Below are 16,511 nucleotides of genomic sequence, written 5' to 3' on the forward strand. Positions count from 1 at the left end.
AGCCTTTCTAAGCAATTTCATTTATAATGTCTCTAAGCCTATCCAATAAGGAAATACAGAATGAAAACCTGGACAGATGTTATCGGTCAAGAGAAAGAAAAACCTTACTTTAAACACATTCTACAACAAGTTCATCAAGAGAGACTCGTGGGGAAAACCATTTACCCACCGCAAGACGAAGTGTTTAATGCCTTTAAGTATACGGCATTTGATAAAGTAAAAGTCGTCATTTTAGGGCAGGATCCCTACCATGGTCCAAATCAAGCACACGGTTTAGCTTTTTCGGTGAAACCTGAAGTGGCAATTCCCCCTTCTCTACTGAATATGTACAAAGAATTGGTTAACGACATTCCAGGTTTTCACATGCCAAATCATGGCTACTTAGTGAAATGGGCGGAGCAAGGCGTGCTGCTACTGAATACCGTGCTGACCGTAGAACGTGGCATGGCACATTCACACGCTAAATTTGGTTGGGAAGTTTTTACAGACCAAGTGATTGCAGCACTTAATGAACATCGTGAAAAAGTAGTATTTTTACTTTGGGGAAGTCATGCACAGAAAAAAGGGCAATTTATTGATCGCAATCGTCATTATGTTTTAACTGCCCCGCATCCTTCTCCACTTTCTGCTCATCGTGGTTTTCTAGGATGTCATCATTTTTCTAAAACTAACGAATATTTAAAACAAAATGGTTTAAGTGAAATTGATTGGCAAGTTTAAGATTACGACTCAACATCAAGCGGGAGATTCTTTTCCCGCTTTTCTTCTTTTTTCTGCTCTCGTCTTTTTTTAAAAAAATCACTCAATTTCTGACCGCACTTTTCTGCCAACACGCCAGAGGTAATTTCTAATGTGTGATTCATTTTATAATCATCAAAGAAATGAAAGCGAGAACCTACAGCCCCGGTTTTATAATCTGATGCACCGAAGACTAAACGTTTAATTCGGCTATGTAAAATCGCACCCGCACACATAGTACAAGGCTCAAGGGTGACATAAAGTGTGGTATTGAGCAGACGATAATTTTGAATATGTTGTGCTGCATTACGCAATGCGACAATTTCAGCGTGAGCGGTCGGATCATTTTCAATGATAGATAAATTCCAGCCTTCACCGAGAATATTTCCTTCATCGTCCACCAACACAGCCCCGACAGGAATCTCGCCGAGTGCTTCTGCACGATCGGCAAGCATCAGAGCGTGTTGCATAAATTTCTCGTCTAAATCTGACCGCACTTTGAATGCCTAAACAGAGAAAGGATATTTGATTGGTTCGTGAGATTGATAACCCACCACCTTGAAATCATCCATCGTTACCCAAGTCTCAAGATCTTCAAGAGTTTTAATATCAGGATTAATTTCTAATTGTGGTGACGGGAATGGTTCACGTTTTAATTGCACATCACGCATTAACTCAAGTTGGTCTTCATAAATATGTGCATTCACAATTTTATGATATGCCTTGCCCGGTTTATTACCAGTAATTTGCGCCATTAATGCAAGGAAAGTAAAGACTTGAATTTGATTGAAGTTTAAGCCAAGTGGTACATCACAAGAACGCTGATAGCTCGTTAAGTGCAGTGTATCGCCCACTAAGGAAAATGTGTGAGTGTGCATACAAGGACGCAAACAACCCAAATCAAATTCGCCTGGATTAAAGAAAGTCAGGATTTCACCACGATCATCAATACCTCGACTTAAATTGTTCACAATTTTACGAAGTTGATCGATGGTTTCGCCATTCGGTTTACGCCATGCTCGGCCTTGTACACCATAAACGCGCCCCATATCATCGGTGCCTTTACGATGTGGATTGGCAAGCCAAGCGGCATTTTCATTGGCATTGGCATCCCATGTTTTGGTGCCAAGCTTACGGAAATCTGCCGCATTGTCATAACCACGGATATAACCTAAAAATTCCGCAATCGCCGCTTTCCAATAGCTTTTACGCGTGGTAATTAAGGGGAATTGATTATTAGCAACATCATATTCTAAATCCGCATTAATCACTGTAAGGCAACGCTTACCAGTACGCTCATTAGCAACCCACTCACCCTCATTTACAATTCGTCGGCAAAGATCTAAATATTGTTTCATAAAAAACTCCTTACTAATGAACCGCACTTTTAGAGCGATTGTATGCCCATGCCATAATTAACCCACCACCAATAATCATCGGCAAACAAAGCGCTTGTCCACGAGTCATGATGCCTAAGAAAGATTCCACTTCAGGCTCACGGACATATTCAACGATAAAACGGAAAATCCCGTAACAAATCAGGAATAATCCAGCTACCGACCCTACAGGACGAGGCTTTTTAATAAAGACATTCAGAATAATAAACAGCACGAAACCTTCTAAGAACGCCTCATAAAGCTGTGAAGGATGGCGAGGCAACAACAATGGATCATTTGGGAAAATCATAGCCCAAGGGACATCCGTTTCTCGTCCCCAAAGTTCTAAATTGATGAAGTTACCAATTCGTCCCATCCCTAAGCCAAATGGAATCAAGGGTGCCACAAAATCTGCCGTCTGCCAGAAGCTTCTTTTTTGAGAATAAGAGGTCCAAATCATTGAAATAATCACCCCAATTAATCCACCATGGAATGACATTCCCCCTTCCCAAACACGAAATAAATACAGCGGGTCTTGCACAAAATGATCAAAATTATAGAAGAAAACATCCCCAATACGACCACCTAAGAACACGCCCATAAAGCCATTAAAAAGTAACGTATCCACTTGATCCACAGTCCAACCACTATTTGGTTGATTGGCACGACGAACCGCTAGCCAACGAGCAAAGATAAAGCCTAATAAATACATTAAACCATACCAACGCAGCCCTATATTGCTATTACCAAAAGTAAAAATAGTCGGATCAAAATGCGGAAGCATCAAAAATTCTGAATTCATAACATTCCTTATTTAATAAACATATCAACTGCGATCGCAACTAATAGCAAAGCAAAGCCTTTTTTCAAGGTTGGGACAGGGAGTTTGGAGGTTGCTGTTGCCCCTAGTTTAGAAGTGAAGAATGAAGTGCCCGTAATACCAAGCACGGCAGGCAAATAAACATAACCCAGGGAATAATCTGGCATGGCAGGATTGCCCCAGCCACTCACCATAAAACTCAACATACCTGATAAACCAAGAAGTGCCCCACAAAAAGCGGAAGAACCGATGGCTTTTTTCATATCAATCCCGCGGGAATTTAAAAATGGCACGATAAAACCACCACCGCCAACGCCAGCTGCACTTGATGCCATCCCAATTAAAATACCACCGATAACAGATGCTTGTGTTGTTAAAGGTTTAGTTTTCCCTGTGTTTTTCTTAATAGAAATCACCATTTTTGCCGCTAAATATACGACTAAACAGGCAAAGATTTTGGCTGATACATCACGATCAAGTTTGCCAATAAACAAACCAGAGATAAAGACCGAGATCATCACCATCGGTGCCAATACTTTCACGGCACTCCAGACTATATTACCTAGTTTATGATGACGCTGTGCAGAAGAAAATCCAGTAATCACAATGGTTGCAAATGAAGTCCCTAATGCGGTGGACATCAGCAAGGGTTCAGGTACGCCTACCATCGGCAATAAATAAACCAAGGTAGGGACGATAATTAACCCACCACCAATGCCAAATAATCCGGCAAGAAAACCAACCAAAGACCCGACAAGCAAACAAAGTAAAATAAAAGTGAGCATTATTGCCCCCTTGATTTATAAAACGAACGTTTTTGATATTTAGAAGAACCATTTTTACGCGGCGCATGATAAGGTTTATTTGTCTCATGCTCTTGCGAATTTTCAGGCAATGTTTTTTCGTTGCCAAACATTACTTGGGCAAACTCTTTCATCGCTTTGCGATAAACATCTTTCTTAAAGGACACAACCTGACGTACGGGATACCAAAAACTTACCCAACGCCAACCATCAAATTCTGGTGATTTTGTTGTGTTCATATTAATATTTTTTTCATCCCCCACTAATTGCAACAAAAACCAACGTTGTTTTTGCCCAATACACACGGGTTTGCTGTCATAACGCAGCAATCTTTTCGGCAGCTTATAACGCAACCAATGTTTAGACGCGTAAAGCACCTTCACATCTTTGGGTTGCAAACCAACCTCTTCATATAATTCACGATACATGGCTTGTTCGGCACTTTCATTATCGTTAATTCCACCTTGTGGGAATTGCCATGAATTCTGCCCGTATCGTTTAGCCCAAAGCACCTGCCCTTTGCGATTACAAATGACAATGCCTACATTTGGACGGTAGCCATCAAAATCGATCACTATCGTTCACCTTAAATTTTGTACAAAAATAATTTTCAGATTGTTTCATAAATTCGCTTTTTTATCAACCGAATGGGCATATTTACCCTATTGTGGATAACTCTGTGGGTAACACTTGGATAGTCTAAATTTAACTGTGTATAAAAATTAAAAACCGCTTTTCACACTTCACTTTTTTCATTTTTGCATAACCTTTAATCAAAAATTTTCCAAAAAAAAATGACCGCACTTTTTCTCATCAAAGTGCGGTCAAAAATTCAGCCATTTTTTAATTTAAACATTCCTGGCTTGGTGAAGAAATAACAGCTGTGAATTATTCAATATTTCTGTGGATAAAATTGTGATTGAGCAAATGGTGACTGTTGCATAACTCTTCTTAGCATTTTACCATAGAGCTTTGAGGAAAAATTTTATCTTTAATTTCATAAAGATAACGCTTATTCACAGAAATCATCTTATTCACATTCAAGTAAAAATTTTAGTGGTTATTTTTCATCCAAGCCTTTTTTGACTAACGCTAAATAGCGTTCCCATTCAAAATATTGACCTGGATCGATCTTACGACCAGGCGAAATATCGCAATGCCCAACGATACGATCGAGCGTTATTTTCGGGTAAGCTTGCATAATATCTCGTGTTAATGCAGCAAGCACTTGGTATTGCTCCGCTGTAAAAGGTTGTTCATTACTGCCCTCTAGCTCAATCCCAATCGCAAAATCATTGCATTTATCGCGTCCTTCAAAGCAAGAAAGCCCCGCATGCCATGCTCTATCATTGAAACTAACATACTGTGTCACCTTGCCATCCCGTTCAATTAAACAATGGGCAGACACGCGAAATTGATAAATTTCCTCAAAATAGGGATGGATGGTTGGATCGAGTTTACCTTGGAAAAAGTCATCTACATATCCCCCACCAAATTGTTCTGGTGGTAAACTGATGTAATGAATGACGAGTAATGAAATATCCTCTACATCAGGACGTTCATCAAAATGTGGTGAAATCACTTTTCTTGCCTGGCTTAACCAGCCATTTTTTATCTTATTCATCTGTTTTTCTGCGATTAAATTTCATTTTTGCGATCAAGATCGCAAAAAAAGTGCGGTCAGTTTTACTTTCATTTTTCCCTTTTACACAATGTTGCAGCCAATTCTGGCATTTTTTTATTCAACCAAAAGGAAATTTAATTTAATGAAACTGACTTTTTCTAAACCTTTACATAAAGGTTTTACGTTAATTGAATTGATGATCGTGATTGCGATTATTGCTATTCTCGCGACGATCGCCATTCCGTCTTATCAAAATTATACCAAAAAAGCGGCTATCTCCGAATTGTTGCAAGCTTCGGCACCTTATAAATCTGATGTGGAGTTATGTGTCTATAGCACCAATGCCCCGACAAACTGTTCAGGTGGTTCAAATGGCATTGCAGCAGACATCACTACTGCAAAAGGCTATGTTAAATCCATTACCACGAAATCGGGTGTGATTACGGTGACAGGAAATGGGGCATTGGATGGGATCAGTTATTCTTTAACGGCGACAGGCTCAACCTCATCAGGTGTCACCTGGACAACTGCTTGCCCAAGCAATGCGGATTTATTCCCTGCGGGTTTCTGCTCTCCTACCAAATAGCGAAACATGGCTTATCAAGCAATCGCAAAAAATGGCGAGATTTATCAGATCTCGCCACAATATTGGCAACAAAACCAACAGCAACAAGCTTTGCTGTTGCGTTACTTTGCGCTCCCCCTTAAAGAAGACGAACACCATTTATGGCTTGCAGTGGATTCACTCAATAATCTTGCCGCCTGTGAAACCTTTGCTTTTTTAAGTGGAAAATTAGTCGAACCGATTTTATTTGAAACGGCCCAACTTAAACAACTTTTACAATCCCTTGCACCTAAAGCCAATCAAATAGAAGAGCAAACCACGTTTTATCATCATTCAGAAGACGAAAACACGGCTAATTTATCTAATGAAGATGAACCCGTTATTCAATTATTAAATGGTATTTTTGAAACAGCCCTACAAAAAAATGCCTCCGATATTCATTTAGAAACTCAGCCAAATGGGCTCTTAATTCGTTTACGTATTGATGGTGTGCTCCAACCACAACCGGTAATCAGTAAATCGCTCGCCAATCGTGTAATTTCTCGTTTAAAACTCTTAGCCAAACTGGATATCAGTGAAACTCGGCTACCACAAGATGGCCGCTTTCAATTCAAAACGACATTCTCCGATATTTTAGATTTCCGCCTTTCTACCTTGCCCACGCATTGGGGAGAAAAAGCGGTATTACGATTACAACAAAATAAACCTGTTCAGTTAAGTTTTGCTGAACTTGGCATGACACAAAACCAACAAATCCAATTTCAACATGCCCTCAGCCAACCGCAAGGTTTAATTCTTGTGACTGGACCAACGGGAAGCGGAAAAAGCATCTCGCTTTATACCGCACTTCAATGGCTCAATACGCCAGATAAACATATTATGACGGCAGAAGATCCCGTTGAAATTGAATTAGAAGGTATCATTCAAACTCAAGTAAATCCGCAAATCGGTTTAGATTTTAGTCGATTACTTCGTACATTTTTACGACAAGACCCCGACATTATTATGCTTGGTGAAATTCGAGATGAAGAAAGTGCATTAATGGCATTAAGAGCCGCTCAAACCGGCCATTTAGTGCTTTCTACCTTACATACCAACGATGCCATCTCAGCTATTTCACGCTTACAACAACTAGGTATTCAATCTCACGAAATTGAAAATAGTCTCTTGTTAGTTATCGCACAAAGATTGGTGCGTAAACGTTGCTTAAAGTGCGGCCAACATTTTAGTGATTCTTGCGATTGCCATCAAGGATATCGAGGTCGTATTGGTGTGTATCAATTTTTACAATGCGAAAATAACCGTTACCAAACTGATTTTGAGTCACTTTATCAAAGTGCGTTAGAAAAAGTAAAAGATCGCATCACCGATCTCATCGAAATTCAACGCGTGTTAGGTAAAAAATAGGTATCACTATGGTAAAGCAAAAACTCTTTTATTTTCAAGCCTATGATCAGCGACAACAATGGCAAAAAGGCAGTCTTGTTGCTCAATCTAAACAAGCCGCACAATTTCTGTTAATTGCAAAAGGTTTTAACCACATTCGCTTACAACAAGATTGGCAACTTAATCAGAAACCTAAAAATGCTGAAATCAGTGCTTTATTAAATCAGCTAGCTACTCTGCTCAGCTCTGCCATTCCATTAAAAAATGCATTGCACATTTTGCAAGATAACTGCACGCAATTGGGATTGCATCAGTGGCTTGGCGCCTTAATTGAATTAATTGAAAGTGGCATTTCGTTTTCACAAAGCTTGGAAATACAAGGAAAGTATTTAAATTTTCAAGAAATTCAACTTATTCAAGTGGGAGAGATGACAGGAAAACTGGCGGAGGTATGCACTAAAATCGCAGAACGTCGAACGCAATCATTAGCGCTTCAACGCAAATTACAAAAAATTATGCTTTATCCTGCCATGGTATTAGGTATTTCGCTTTCACTTACGTTAATTTTATTACTCTTCGTTGTACCTCAATTTGCTGAAATGTATGGTGAAAACTCCGCTGAACTGCCTACATTAACTGCTGTGTTATTAGCCATGTCTCAATTCCTACAACATCATTTTATCACCTTGATGATTGTCTGCATTTTCGCTCTTTTTATGCTAAAGATGGCACTAAAACATTCTCTTTGGCTGAATCAAAAAAAGAATGCGTTGATTAGTCGCATGCCAATTTGGGGCAATATCATTTGCCTTTCTCGTTTAATCAGTTTTAGCCATAATCTGCAATTAATGCTTCAATCCGGTGTAGCCTTAACGCCTGCGTTAAATAGTTTTCTTCCCAAACAGCAAACCTGGCAAACACAACGTACTTTAAAAGGCGATATCCTGCTACAACAAGAAGTGCGGTCAATTTTACAGTGGGTTTCTCAAGGTTATCCATTTTCAGAAAGCGTCAGTAGCCATCTTTTCCCAATGGAAGCGCAGCAAATGCTACAAATTGGCGAAAAAAGTGGAAAACTTGCGTTGATGTTGCGCCATATTGCTGACAACTATCAAGAAAAGCTTAATCATCAAATTGATTTACTTTCCCAACTTTTAGAGCCATTAATGATGCTCATTATTGGTAGTTTAATTGGTATCATAATGATGGGGATGTATCTGCCAATTTTTAATATGGGTTCGGTAATCCAATGATGACATTCGCCTTTTTCTTATTGGGTGGTTTAGCGGGCATCTTTGCTTGGCTTTATATCGTTCGTTTTATTCCTAATCTCCAACAAGAAATTTATCAGAACTATATCGAACTGTATCCTGAAAACAGGCCCATTTTCCATAGCGAAAAAGCAGCGATTCAATCTCAAAAGTGCGGTCATATTTTCCTTTATTTTTTAGGGCTTGGACTCTGTTTTGCTGCACTCTATTATTTTCTTCAGGATGAATTATTTACTTTATGGCTCGCGATTACGCTTAGTCTCATCTTTGTTATCAGTTGGCTAGACTGGCACTATCAACTGATTTCACCTACACCTTGCCTGTTTTTATTTTTCCTGGGTTTATTCGGCGCACATCAAAAACTTTCAATTCTGACGCTTTCTCAAAGTTTAGAAAGTGCGGTTAGTTTTTTCGGTGTTTTTTATATCATCTATCATTTGTCTAAATGGTTTTATAAGAAGGAAGCGTTAGGCCGTGGCGATTATTGGCTCGCTTTAGGAATAGGCGCTTATCTCACCATCGCACACTTACCACTTTTCTTATTCATTGCCTGTCTATTAGGCATCATAGGTTATTGGATTTCTCGTCAGCCCGTTTTACCTTTCGCGCCCTTTCTTTGCTTATCGTTAATCATCACCAGTGCAATCAACCTATAAATGTAATATATTGGCAACATTGAAAAATATTATGTTTAAGAAGTGGATGTAAAACATCCTCCTCTTAAATCAAGTAGCAAGGAATATCATGACTTATATTGTAGGACTCACTGGCGGCATCGGTAGTGGAAAAAGCACGATTGCAAATCTCTTTGTTGAACTTGGTGTACCCATTGTTGATGCGGATATAGTGGCTAGAGAAGTGGTTGAAAAAGGCTCACCGCTGCTTGCTCAAATTGCTGAGCACTTTGGAGAATCGATTCTGACTGAAGAGGGCGAATTAAATCGAGCTGAGCTACGAAAAAAAGTATTTGCAGACGAAAATGAAAAAAACTGGCTCAATCATTTATTACATCCTACTATTCGCGAAAGAATGTTAGCGCAGTTAAATGCTCAGACCGCGCCTTATACCTTGTTTGTCGTTCCACTGCTTATTGAAAACAAGCTCACCACACTTTGCGATCGCGTGCTTGTTATCGATGTTAAACCTGAGACTCAGATAGCTCGTGTATCATCGAGAGATCATAATAATATTCAGCAAATTCAAGCTATTATGAATGCACAAGTCAGCCGAGAAGAAAGATTAAAATGGGCGGATGATATCATTTCAAATGATGCAAAATTGCCAGAAAACTTACCGCACTTAAAACAAAAAGTGCTAGAATTGCACCAATTTTATTTAAGTGAATCGAGAAAGAAAAATGTCTGATGAAATTTTTGAAGTCCCTTGCCCGACATGCCAAAAGCCCGTGCCTTGGACACAGGAAAGTCAATTTCGCCCTTTTTGCAGCAAACGTTGCCAACTCATTGATTTAGGCGAATGGGCTGCAGAAGAAAAAGCCATTCCAAGTGATACTGCTGATTTTGCCATGGATCCCAATCTCAGTGATGAATGGAGTATCAAATGAGTCTTCAGCATCAAGATAATGGTAAACAGGGAGAGTTTTTCTTACTCGATGAGCAAGGCAAGAAAATCGCGAAACTCACCTATTTTTATGAAACACCAGATACCATAAATGCTAATCACACGTTTGTTGATGATTCTCTTCGTGGGCAAGGTGTGGCAGACAAACTCTATCAAGCCTTAATTCATTTTATCCAGGCTAAAAAGCTGACATTGCACCCAACTTGTAGCTATATTGCAAGAAAATGGGAACGAACCCAATCTGCACAATCCAAAGCTTAAACCTATTAATAAGCGTGTCATTTTTAAGGATATTTTTCCGACTTCGTGCTATCCTTAGCCCCATTTACTTCTGAGAACCTGTTATTTATTATGCAAGAAAATTATTTAAGTCAGCAGCGATTTGCTGATCTTCCATTACATCCTATCGTACAAAAAGCCCTACAAGACAAGGGATTTGAATATTGTACCCCGATTCAAGCTTTATCATTACCTATCACATTACAAGGAAAAGATGTTGCAGGCCAAGCGCAAACCGGCACAGGTAAAACGATGGCATTTTTAACGGCAACATTTCATCACTTATTAACACATCAACCTAATTTTGCCACCAATCAACCCCGTGCATTAATTCTTGCACCAACCCGTGAACTGGCCGTGCAAATTAATCATGATGCTGAGTTATTAGCGAAAACAAGTGGATTACGAACCGCACTTGCTTATGGTGGTGATGGCTATGATAAACAACTTAAAGCGATTGAAGCTGGTGTGGATATTTTAATTGGTACCACTGGTCGTGTAATTGACTACGTGAAACAAGGGATTATCCGTTTAGATGATATCCAAGTCGTAGTATTGGACGAAGCGGATCGTATGTTTGATTTAGGTTTCATTCGTGATATTCGTTATTTATTACGTAAATGTCCTTCTCCGCAAGAACGCCTCACCATGCTCTTTTCTGCAACGCTCTCTTACAAAGTACGAGAACTTGCCTTTGAAGATATGAATTCCCCAGAATACATTGAAATTGAACCAGAACAAAAAACGGGGCATCGAATTAAAGAGGAACTATTCTATCCCTCAAATGAAGACAAAATCCCCCTCTTACTCACGTTAATGGAAGAGGAATGGCCAGAGCGTTGCATTGTTTTTGCGAATACTAAACATAAATGTGAAGAAATTTGGGGCTATTTAGCCGCAGATGGTCATCGAGTAGGATTACTCACGGGTGATGTAGCACAGAAAAAACGTCTTTCATTGCTCAAACAATTTACTGATGGGGAACTCGATATTCTCGTCGCAACCGATGTTGCCGCACGTGGGTTACATATTTCAGATGTGACACACGTCTTTAACTTTGATTTACCTGATGATCGAGAAGATTACGTTCACCGTATTGGCCGTACTGGTCGAGCGGGTGAAAGTGGTGTATCTATCAGCTTTGCTTGTGAAGAATATGCGATGAATTTACCGGCAATTGAAGAATACATTGGGCATTCTATTCCGGTCAGCCAATATGACCCGAATTCATTGATTACTGATATTCCAAAACCTTATCGTTTAAAACGCAACCCTACGCCTTAAACGAGAAATACTACGACAAGAAAAACAAACTACCGTCGTAAAAACTAAAAAGAAAAGCTGATGAATATCTTCATCAGCTTTTTTATGATTAATGCAATCCGACTCGTCGACGTGCTGTGCGCATCAATAAGAATACCCACGGCCATAACATGCCTGATGCAATGGCACCAAAGATTTCCTGCCAGTTAAAGAATGCTCCGTGTAACGAGAATTCAACCAAGAAAATTGCCACTCGAATGGCAAAAACAAAAAGAAGCACTAATAAACTTTGGAACCAAAGGGAAAGGTTGCGCAACATTAAGTAATATTTGGAAACAAAATAGAAGGCAACAGAAAGCACCAATGCATGCACGCCTAGAATAGAGCCAAGCACAATATCCCATAAAACCCCGAGTAAAAATGCCCAACCAATACTTACTCTATCCGGTAATGCAAGGCTCCAGTAGAGTAAAACTAAAACTAACCAAGAAGGTTTAAAAGCTTGGAAACCTGCTGGCCATGGCGCTAACTCCATCACTAATGCCACAACAAAGAAGAATAAAATGGTTGCCCATTGAAAAATAAAACGCCCTTGCATTAATCTTCATCCCTATGTTCTTGCTGCTCTGGAGAAACCGGTTCCTCTTGTTGAGGCATTGTGGTCGGTATTTCAGGATCCACGATTTCTTTTCCTGTATGCGGTTGAGAGCTATCCCCTTGATCATCCGTTATTTTAGTTTTGCTCACAGAATTTTTCGCTTCATGAGCCTGACTTTCCAAACGTTGCTGAACAAGACGACGTACTTCTTCCGGTGACATGGATTTCACTTTCGACATATCAAGATTGCTCGGCCAGAGTAAAAGTAAATAACGTAAACGATCTAATTCAGCTAAAGGTTTCGCTTTCACTGTTGCAAAATAATTAGAACCATCGCGAGACACACTTTGCACGACTGCCACTGGATAGCCTTCTACAAAGCGACCGCCTAAACCAGAAGTCACCAATAAATCGCCTTTTTCAATATCCACGGAACGAGGCACATTATCTAAAGTAAGTTCATCAGAATGCCCCGTACCACTCGCAATCACGCGTACATCATTACGTAAAACTTGCACTGGGATAGAATGGGTTACATCCGTTAAAAGCAATACGCGACTCGTATTTTCACCTACAGATATAATCTGCCCAATCATTCCTTTTTCATCAATCACGGGCTGACCAACATAAGCGCCATCACGTTCCCCTTGATTAATCACCACTTGCTGACGATAAACATCAGTTTCAGCAGTAAGTACTTCGGCAATTTTTTTGTATTCATCGGTCCGTAAAGGCGAATTAAGCAGTAAACGAAGACGTTGGTTTTCTACTTTGAGTTGATCCAATAATAAAAGATCAGCATTTTTCTCACGCAATTGCTCACGCAATACTTTATTTTCAATAAGTAGTTTATTGGTATCAACCAAGTTACTTGATACACCATCTAGAACTGTTCTTGGCCCATTCGCAAGGTAATACAATCCGCCAACGGCAGTTTCCATCACACTACGCGCCTTCGTCATTGATGAAGTTTGTCCATCAACTAAAATGAGTGTCATCGAAGCAATCACCGCTAATGCGAGTCGGATACCTAATGGTGGTGCTTTACCAAAAATGGGTTTCATTCACTGTCCTAGGGTTGAAAGGAAAAGTGCGGTCAAAAAATCAGACGAATTAAAAACGCCGATTTTTCTGACCGCACTTTTAGAGATTAAATTTCGTCGCTAAAAATATCGCCGCCGTGCATATCGATCATTTCGATTGCTTCACCGCCGCCACGAGCCACACAAGTTAATGGTTCTTCTGCGATGATTGCCGGTACACCACATTCTTTTGATAACAACACATCAATGTTGCGTAATAAGGCACCACCACCCGTTAACACCATACCGCGTTCAAAAATATCTGCGGCGTGTTCTGGTTGGCATTCTTCAAGTGCTGTGCGTACTGCTGCAACAATACCATTTAATGGTTGTTGAAGAGCTTCTTGTACATCACGAGAGGTTAATTTGAATGAGCGAGGCGCACCTTCAGCAAGGTTATGACCGTGCACTTCCATTTCTAAAATTTCATCGCCTTCTTGAATGTAAGCTGAACCAATTTCGTGCTTGATACGCTCTGCAGTTGGTTCACCAATCACAGAACCAAAAGTACGACGAACATAAGAAATGATTGCTTCATCAAAACGGTCACCACCAATACGTACCGAAGATGAATACACGATACCGTTTAAAGAAATCACTGCGACTTCAGTGGTACCACCACCGATATCAATGACCATTGAACCGATCGCTGTAGAAACCGGCAAGTTTGCACCGATTGCTGCAGCCATTGGCTCTTCAATTAAATAGACCTCACGCGCACCTGCACCTAATGCTGATTCTTTGATTGCACGACGTTCAACTTGAGTTGCACCAGCCGGCACACAAACGAGTACACGCGGGCTAGGACGCATGAAGTTACCGCTATGTACTTGTTTAATAAAATATTGCAACATTTTCTCAGTTACAGAGAAATCTGCGATTACACCATCTTTCATCGGACGAATAGCTACAATGCTTTTTGGTGTACGACCAAGCATTTGTTTTGCTTCTTTACCTACTGCCGCAATGCTTTTGTATGCGCCCATACGATCTTGACGAATTGCCACTACTGATGGCTCATCAAGTACGATACCTTGGCCTTTCACGTAAATTAATGTATTTGCTGTACCTAGATCGATAGAAAGATCGTTTGAAAATAAACCACGAATTTTTTTGAATAACATAAGAATTCCGTCATTAGTTTGGTGAAAAATTACTCATTTCTGAGCATAGAAAAAAATTGTGCTAAATGTACCAAAAAATCGAGCTTGATAACAGGATTTTTTGCCTTGATCCTCTACACTTACCTCGCGATTTTTTCTAACAAGGTAAGTGCGGGCAATTTTAGTGTCATTTTATACCTGATTTCGGTCAGTGAATTGCCACTCACCATTACCTAAAATCATCAATTGTTGCTGATGGAAAGCTTGTAAGGTTGAACGATGCCCCACACTAATAACCGTTGTATGAGGTAAGCATTCTTTTAACAGACGATACATCGTATCTTCTAAGCCTTCATCCATACTCGCCGTGGCTTCGTCCAGAAAGGCGACTTTCGGTTTGTGTAACAGCAAACGAGCAAAAGCCAAACGCTGTTGCTCACCTAGCGAAAGAATACGAGTCCAATCTTGTTCTTGATCTAAACGATCTTGTAAATGCCCTAAAGACACTTGTTTTAATACCTCAATCATCTCATCACGATTAAAGGCCTTTTCTTCATTCGGATAAGCCAGTGCCGTTAACAAACTACCTTGCGGTAAATAAGGTTTTTGCGATAAGAAAAGCTGATGGGTAGGACAATACACATCCCCTTCAGAATAAGCCCAAAGCCCTGCCACTGTTCTCAACAACGTAGTTTTACCCACGCCTGAATTACCTTGAATTAATAGAGTTGAACCTTGTGGCAACGTCAAATTTAAATTCTCAATTAAGGTTTTTCCAAATGGATTACTGATGGTTAAATTCTTAAAGATCACGTCAGTTTCATGTTCGTGTAAATGGGAGGTAGATTGACGATTTGCCATATCAATCGCATAACTAAAGCCTGTTAAACGATCTAATGTGGCTTTATATCCGGCAAAACCATCGTAAGAATTACGGAAGAACGAAAGATTTGAATGCAACTTACCAAATACTTGTAGCGTTTGCATAAGATCGCCGAGTTTAATTTGCTTCTCGAAATAACGCCCCACTTGAATTAACAAAGGGAACACAACGGAAACTTGGCTGACCACTAGGTTAAAACCAGAGAATTTTAAGGTTCGATAAACAATATCCCACATGTTATTGATCACCGCACCGAATTGTTTATAAAGTTGGCTACTTTCGACTTTCTCACCCGCATAAAATGCCACACTTTCCGCATATTCTTTGATACGAATTAAAGAATAACGATAGTTAGCGTTTAAGCGTTCGTTGACGAAATTCAACATAATTAACGGACGTCCTAAACGGAATGCAATTGCTGTAGTGATAATCACATAAGCAAATACCAAGAACACCATCATGCGTGGAATTTCAGTACCAAATACCATCATTGGTCCCGCTAATCCCCACAATAAGATCGTATAAGAAATCATGGAGGTGACGGCATCAATCACCCCAGTACTTAAAGAGAGCGTAGTTCGCACATAGGATTGCACATCTTGTTGAATACGTTGATCGGGGTTATCTAAGTTAGCGGAAACATACTGCGTTTTATAGTACGCGCGATTATTCATCCATTTATCCACTAGCTGACCATTCAACCATTCGATCCAATCAATAGAAAAACGTTGCTCTAAATAATAGCTCAGCAACGCAGCAATCACTGAGCTTGTCGCAATCACACAAAACAGTACCATTTGATCCCAAAACACAGGTTCATTAAATTCCTGCAAGGATGTGTACATATTGTTATACCACTCAGAATGTACCAGGCTAATACGCACACTGACTAATGTCATCGCCACAATTAATAAGAAAAATAGCAAAGGTTTAATACTTCGGCGCGGTGAAAGATACCCACCCGCGAATTGCCAAAATTGTTTCCCCCAATGGGTAAAACGGACTAATAAGAAAATACCAAAGCTAAACACCACAGCCGTCATCGCTAATGTTTTTGCTATCCATAAAAGCGAATTAATAGCTTCTTGAGCGTAATCCATAATCAACCTATAAAATCAAAAAAGTGCGGTCATTTTAGG

19 protein-coding genes are annotated in these 16,511 nt (G+C 39.9%); 9 read left to right on the plus strand and 10 right to left on the minus strand.

Features of this window, described 5'->3' with window-relative positions; genetic code table 11:
- The first annotated feature begins 60 nt into the window (after positions 1–60).
- The gene (gene ung, locus INP94_RS00220; RefSeq protein ID WP_049371644.1) at positions 61–720 is read left to right on the plus strand and encodes a uracil-DNA glycosylase; all 660 of its coding nucleotides are present in this window, start codon (positions 61–63) and stop codon (positions 718–720) included.
- 2 nt (positions 721–722) lie between these two features.
- On the opposite strand, the gene tadA is transcribed toward ung, so the two are convergent.
- From tadA to ampD, 6 genes are all read right to left on the minus strand, one after another.
- Complete coding sequence (tadA, locus tag INP94_RS00225) at positions 723–1,208, minus strand: tRNA adenosine(34) deaminase TadA (RefSeq protein ID WP_049371643.1); 486 nt, start codon at positions 1,206–1,208, stop codon at positions 723–725.
- Positions 1,209–1,244: 36 nt separating this feature from the next.
- Entirely contained in the window at positions 1,245–2,096 is an 852-nt protein-coding gene (locus INP94_RS00230) for a thymidylate synthase (protein ID WP_049364941.1), read from the minus strand.
- Between the two features lie 13 nt (positions 2,097–2,109).
- On the minus strand, positions 2,110–2,916 hold the full coding sequence (gene lgt, locus INP94_RS00235) for a prolipoprotein diacylglyceryl transferase (RefSeq protein ID WP_070582537.1): 807 nt from the start codon (positions 2,914–2,916) through the stop codon (positions 2,110–2,112).
- Positions 2,917–2,924: 8 nt separating this feature from the next.
- Positions 2,925–3,719 (minus strand): sulfite exporter TauE/SafE family protein, encoded by a 795-nt coding sequence (locus tag INP94_RS00240; protein ID WP_049371641.1) that lies wholly within the window; start codon positions 3,717–3,719, stop codon positions 2,925–2,927.
- Positions 3,719–4,312 (minus strand): RNA pyrophosphohydrolase, encoded by a 594-nt coding sequence (gene rppH / locus INP94_RS00245; protein WP_049371640.1) that lies wholly within the window; start codon positions 4,310–4,312, stop codon positions 3,719–3,721. Before rppH ends, INP94_RS00240 begins: the two co-directional genes overlap by 1 nt.
- A 485-nt stretch (positions 4,313–4,797) precedes the next feature.
- Positions 4,798–5,361: a 1,6-anhydro-N-acetylmuramyl-L-alanine amidase AmpD gene (ampD, locus tag INP94_RS00250; RefSeq protein ID WP_049371639.1), complete on the minus strand. Its 564-nt coding sequence runs from the start codon at positions 5,359–5,361 to the stop codon at positions 4,798–4,800.
- A gap of 142 nt (positions 5,362–5,503) precedes the next feature.
- Here ampD and ppdD point away from each other — a divergent pair, with 142 nt between their 5' ends.
- The 8 genes from ppdD (at position 5,504) to rhlB (ending at position 11,727) form a co-directional block, all read left to right on the plus strand.
- The gene (gene ppdD, locus INP94_RS00255) at positions 5,504–5,947 is read left to right on the plus strand and encodes a prepilin peptidase-dependent pilin (RefSeq protein WP_005697917.1); all 444 of its coding nucleotides are present in this window, start codon (positions 5,504–5,506) and stop codon (positions 5,945–5,947) included.
- A 6-nt stretch (positions 5,948–5,953) separates the two neighbouring features.
- Complete coding sequence (locus INP94_RS00260) at positions 5,954–7,333, plus strand: GspE/PulE family protein (RefSeq protein ID WP_197543655.1); 1,380 nt, start codon at positions 5,954–5,956, stop codon at positions 7,331–7,333.
- 8 nt (positions 7,334–7,341) lie between these two features.
- On the plus strand, positions 7,342–8,565 hold the full coding sequence (locus INP94_RS00265; RefSeq protein ID WP_197543656.1) for a type II secretion system F family protein: 1,224 nt from the start codon (positions 7,342–7,344) through the stop codon (positions 8,563–8,565).
- A complete protein-coding gene (locus INP94_RS00270; RefSeq protein WP_197543657.1) occupies positions 8,562–9,239 on the plus strand; it encodes a prepilin peptidase in 678 nt (225 codons plus the stop codon). The genes INP94_RS00265 and INP94_RS00270 overlap by 4 nt, the downstream gene beginning before the upstream one ends.
- A gap of 88 nt (positions 9,240–9,327) precedes the next feature.
- The gene (gene coaE / locus INP94_RS00275; RefSeq protein WP_197543658.1) at positions 9,328–9,948 is read left to right on the plus strand and encodes a dephospho-CoA kinase; all 621 of its coding nucleotides are present in this window, start codon (positions 9,328–9,330) and stop codon (positions 9,946–9,948) included.
- The gene (yacG, locus tag INP94_RS00280) at positions 9,941–10,147 is read left to right on the plus strand and encodes a DNA gyrase inhibitor YacG (RefSeq protein WP_005695505.1); all 207 of its coding nucleotides are present in this window, start codon (positions 9,941–9,943) and stop codon (positions 10,145–10,147) included. The genes coaE and yacG overlap by 8 nt, the downstream gene beginning before the upstream one ends.
- Positions 10,144–10,425: a GNAT family N-acetyltransferase gene (locus INP94_RS00285; protein ID WP_197543659.1), complete on the plus strand. Its 282-nt coding sequence runs from the start codon at positions 10,144–10,146 to the stop codon at positions 10,423–10,425. Before yacG ends, INP94_RS00285 begins: the two co-directional genes overlap by 4 nt.
- 90 nt (positions 10,426–10,515) lie before the next feature.
- Positions 10,516–11,727, plus strand: a complete 1,212-nt coding sequence (rhlB, locus tag INP94_RS00290; protein WP_197543660.1) for an ATP-dependent RNA helicase RhlB — start codon at positions 10,516–10,518, stop codon at positions 11,725–11,727.
- 88 nt (positions 11,728–11,815) lie between these two features.
- Here rhlB and mreD read toward each other — a convergent pair whose 3' ends face one another.
- The 4 genes from mreD to INP94_RS00310 all read right to left on the minus strand — a co-directional run bounded on the left by mreD (position 11,816) and on the right by INP94_RS00310 (position 16,472).
- A complete protein-coding gene (gene mreD / locus INP94_RS00295) occupies positions 11,816–12,304 on the minus strand; it encodes a rod shape-determining protein MreD (protein ID WP_197543661.1) in 489 nt (162 codons plus the stop codon).
- Complete coding sequence (mreC, locus tag INP94_RS00300) at positions 12,304–13,368, minus strand: rod shape-determining protein MreC (RefSeq protein WP_197543662.1); 1,065 nt, start codon at positions 13,366–13,368, stop codon at positions 12,304–12,306. Before mreC ends, mreD begins: the two co-directional genes overlap by 1 nt.
- A gap of 86 nt (positions 13,369–13,454) precedes the next feature.
- The gene (locus tag INP94_RS00305; protein ID WP_014064069.1) at positions 13,455–14,510 is read right to left on the minus strand and encodes a rod shape-determining protein; all 1,056 of its coding nucleotides are present in this window, start codon (positions 14,508–14,510) and stop codon (positions 13,455–13,457) included.
- A 171-nt stretch (positions 14,511–14,681) separates the two neighbouring features.
- The gene (locus INP94_RS00310) at positions 14,682–16,472 is read right to left on the minus strand and encodes an ABC transporter ATP-binding protein/permease (RefSeq protein WP_197543663.1); all 1,791 of its coding nucleotides are present in this window, start codon (positions 16,470–16,472) and stop codon (positions 14,682–14,684) included.
- Positions 16,473–16,511: the final 39 nt, after the last annotated feature.

It is taken from the genome of Haemophilus parainfluenzae (assembly GCF_014931395.1).
Taxonomy (GTDB): Bacteria; Pseudomonadota; Gammaproteobacteria; order Enterobacterales; family Pasteurellaceae; genus Haemophilus_D.

What these genes read in the sequence shown, in the direction of transcription:
- INP94_RS00265 (WP_197543656.1), top strand. Translation starts at nt 7,342, where the DNA reads ATGGTAAAGCAAAAACTCTTTTATTTTCAAGCCTATGATCAGCGACAA.
- ung (WP_049371644.1), top strand. Translation starts at nt 61, where the DNA reads ATGAAAACCTGGACAGATGTTATCGGTCAAGAGAAAGAAAAACCTTAC.
- lgt (WP_070582537.1), bottom strand. Translation starts at nt 2,916, where the DNA reads ATGAATTCAGAATTTTTGATGCTTCCGCATTTTGATCCGACTATTTTT.
- INP94_RS00240 (WP_049371641.1), bottom strand. Translation starts at nt 3,719, where the DNA reads ATGCTCACTTTTATTTTACTTTGTTTGCTTGTCGGGTCTTTGGTTGGT.
- INP94_RS00285 (WP_197543659.1), top strand. Translation starts at nt 10,144, where the DNA reads ATGAGTCTTCAGCATCAAGATAATGGTAAACAGGGAGAGTTTTTCTTA.
- INP94_RS00310 (WP_197543663.1), bottom strand. Translation starts at nt 16,472, where the DNA reads ATGGATTACGCTCAAGAAGCTATTAATTCGCTTTTATGGATAGCAAAA.
- ppdD (WP_005697917.1), top strand. Translation starts at nt 5,504, where the DNA reads ATGAAACTGACTTTTTCTAAACCTTTACATAAAGGTTTTACGTTAATT.
- mreC (WP_197543662.1), bottom strand. Translation starts at nt 13,368, where the DNA reads ATGAAACCCATTTTTGGTAAAGCACCACCATTAGGTATCCGACTCGCA.
- coaE (WP_197543658.1), top strand. Translation starts at nt 9,328, where the DNA reads ATGACTTATATTGTAGGACTCACTGGCGGCATCGGTAGTGGAAAAAGC.
- INP94_RS00305 (WP_014064069.1), bottom strand. Translation starts at nt 14,510, where the DNA reads ATGTTATTCAAAAAAATTCGTGGTTTATTTTCAAACGATCTTTCTATC.
- yacG (WP_005695505.1), top strand. Translation starts at nt 9,941, where the DNA reads ATGTCTGATGAAATTTTTGAAGTCCCTTGCCCGACATGCCAAAAGCCC.
- INP94_RS00230 (WP_049364941.1), bottom strand. Translation starts at nt 2,096, where the DNA reads ATGAAACAATATTTAGATCTTTGCCGACGAATTGTAAATGAGGGTGAG.
- tadA (WP_049371643.1), bottom strand. Translation starts at nt 1,208, where the DNA reads ATGCAACACGCTCTGATGCTTGCCGATCGTGCAGAAGCACTCGGCGAG.
- INP94_RS00260 (WP_197543655.1), top strand. Translation starts at nt 5,954, where the DNA reads ATGGCTTATCAAGCAATCGCAAAAAATGGCGAGATTTATCAGATCTCG.
- INP94_RS00270 (WP_197543657.1), top strand. Translation starts at nt 8,562, where the DNA reads ATGATGACATTCGCCTTTTTCTTATTGGGTGGTTTAGCGGGCATCTTT.
- rhlB (WP_197543660.1), top strand. Translation starts at nt 10,516, where the DNA reads ATGCAAGAAAATTATTTAAGTCAGCAGCGATTTGCTGATCTTCCATTA.
- ampD (WP_049371639.1), bottom strand. Translation starts at nt 5,361, where the DNA reads ATGAATAAGATAAAAAATGGCTGGTTAAGCCAGGCAAGAAAAGTGATT.
- mreD (WP_197543661.1), bottom strand. Translation starts at nt 12,304, where the DNA reads ATGCAAGGGCGTTTTATTTTTCAATGGGCAACCATTTTATTCTTCTTT.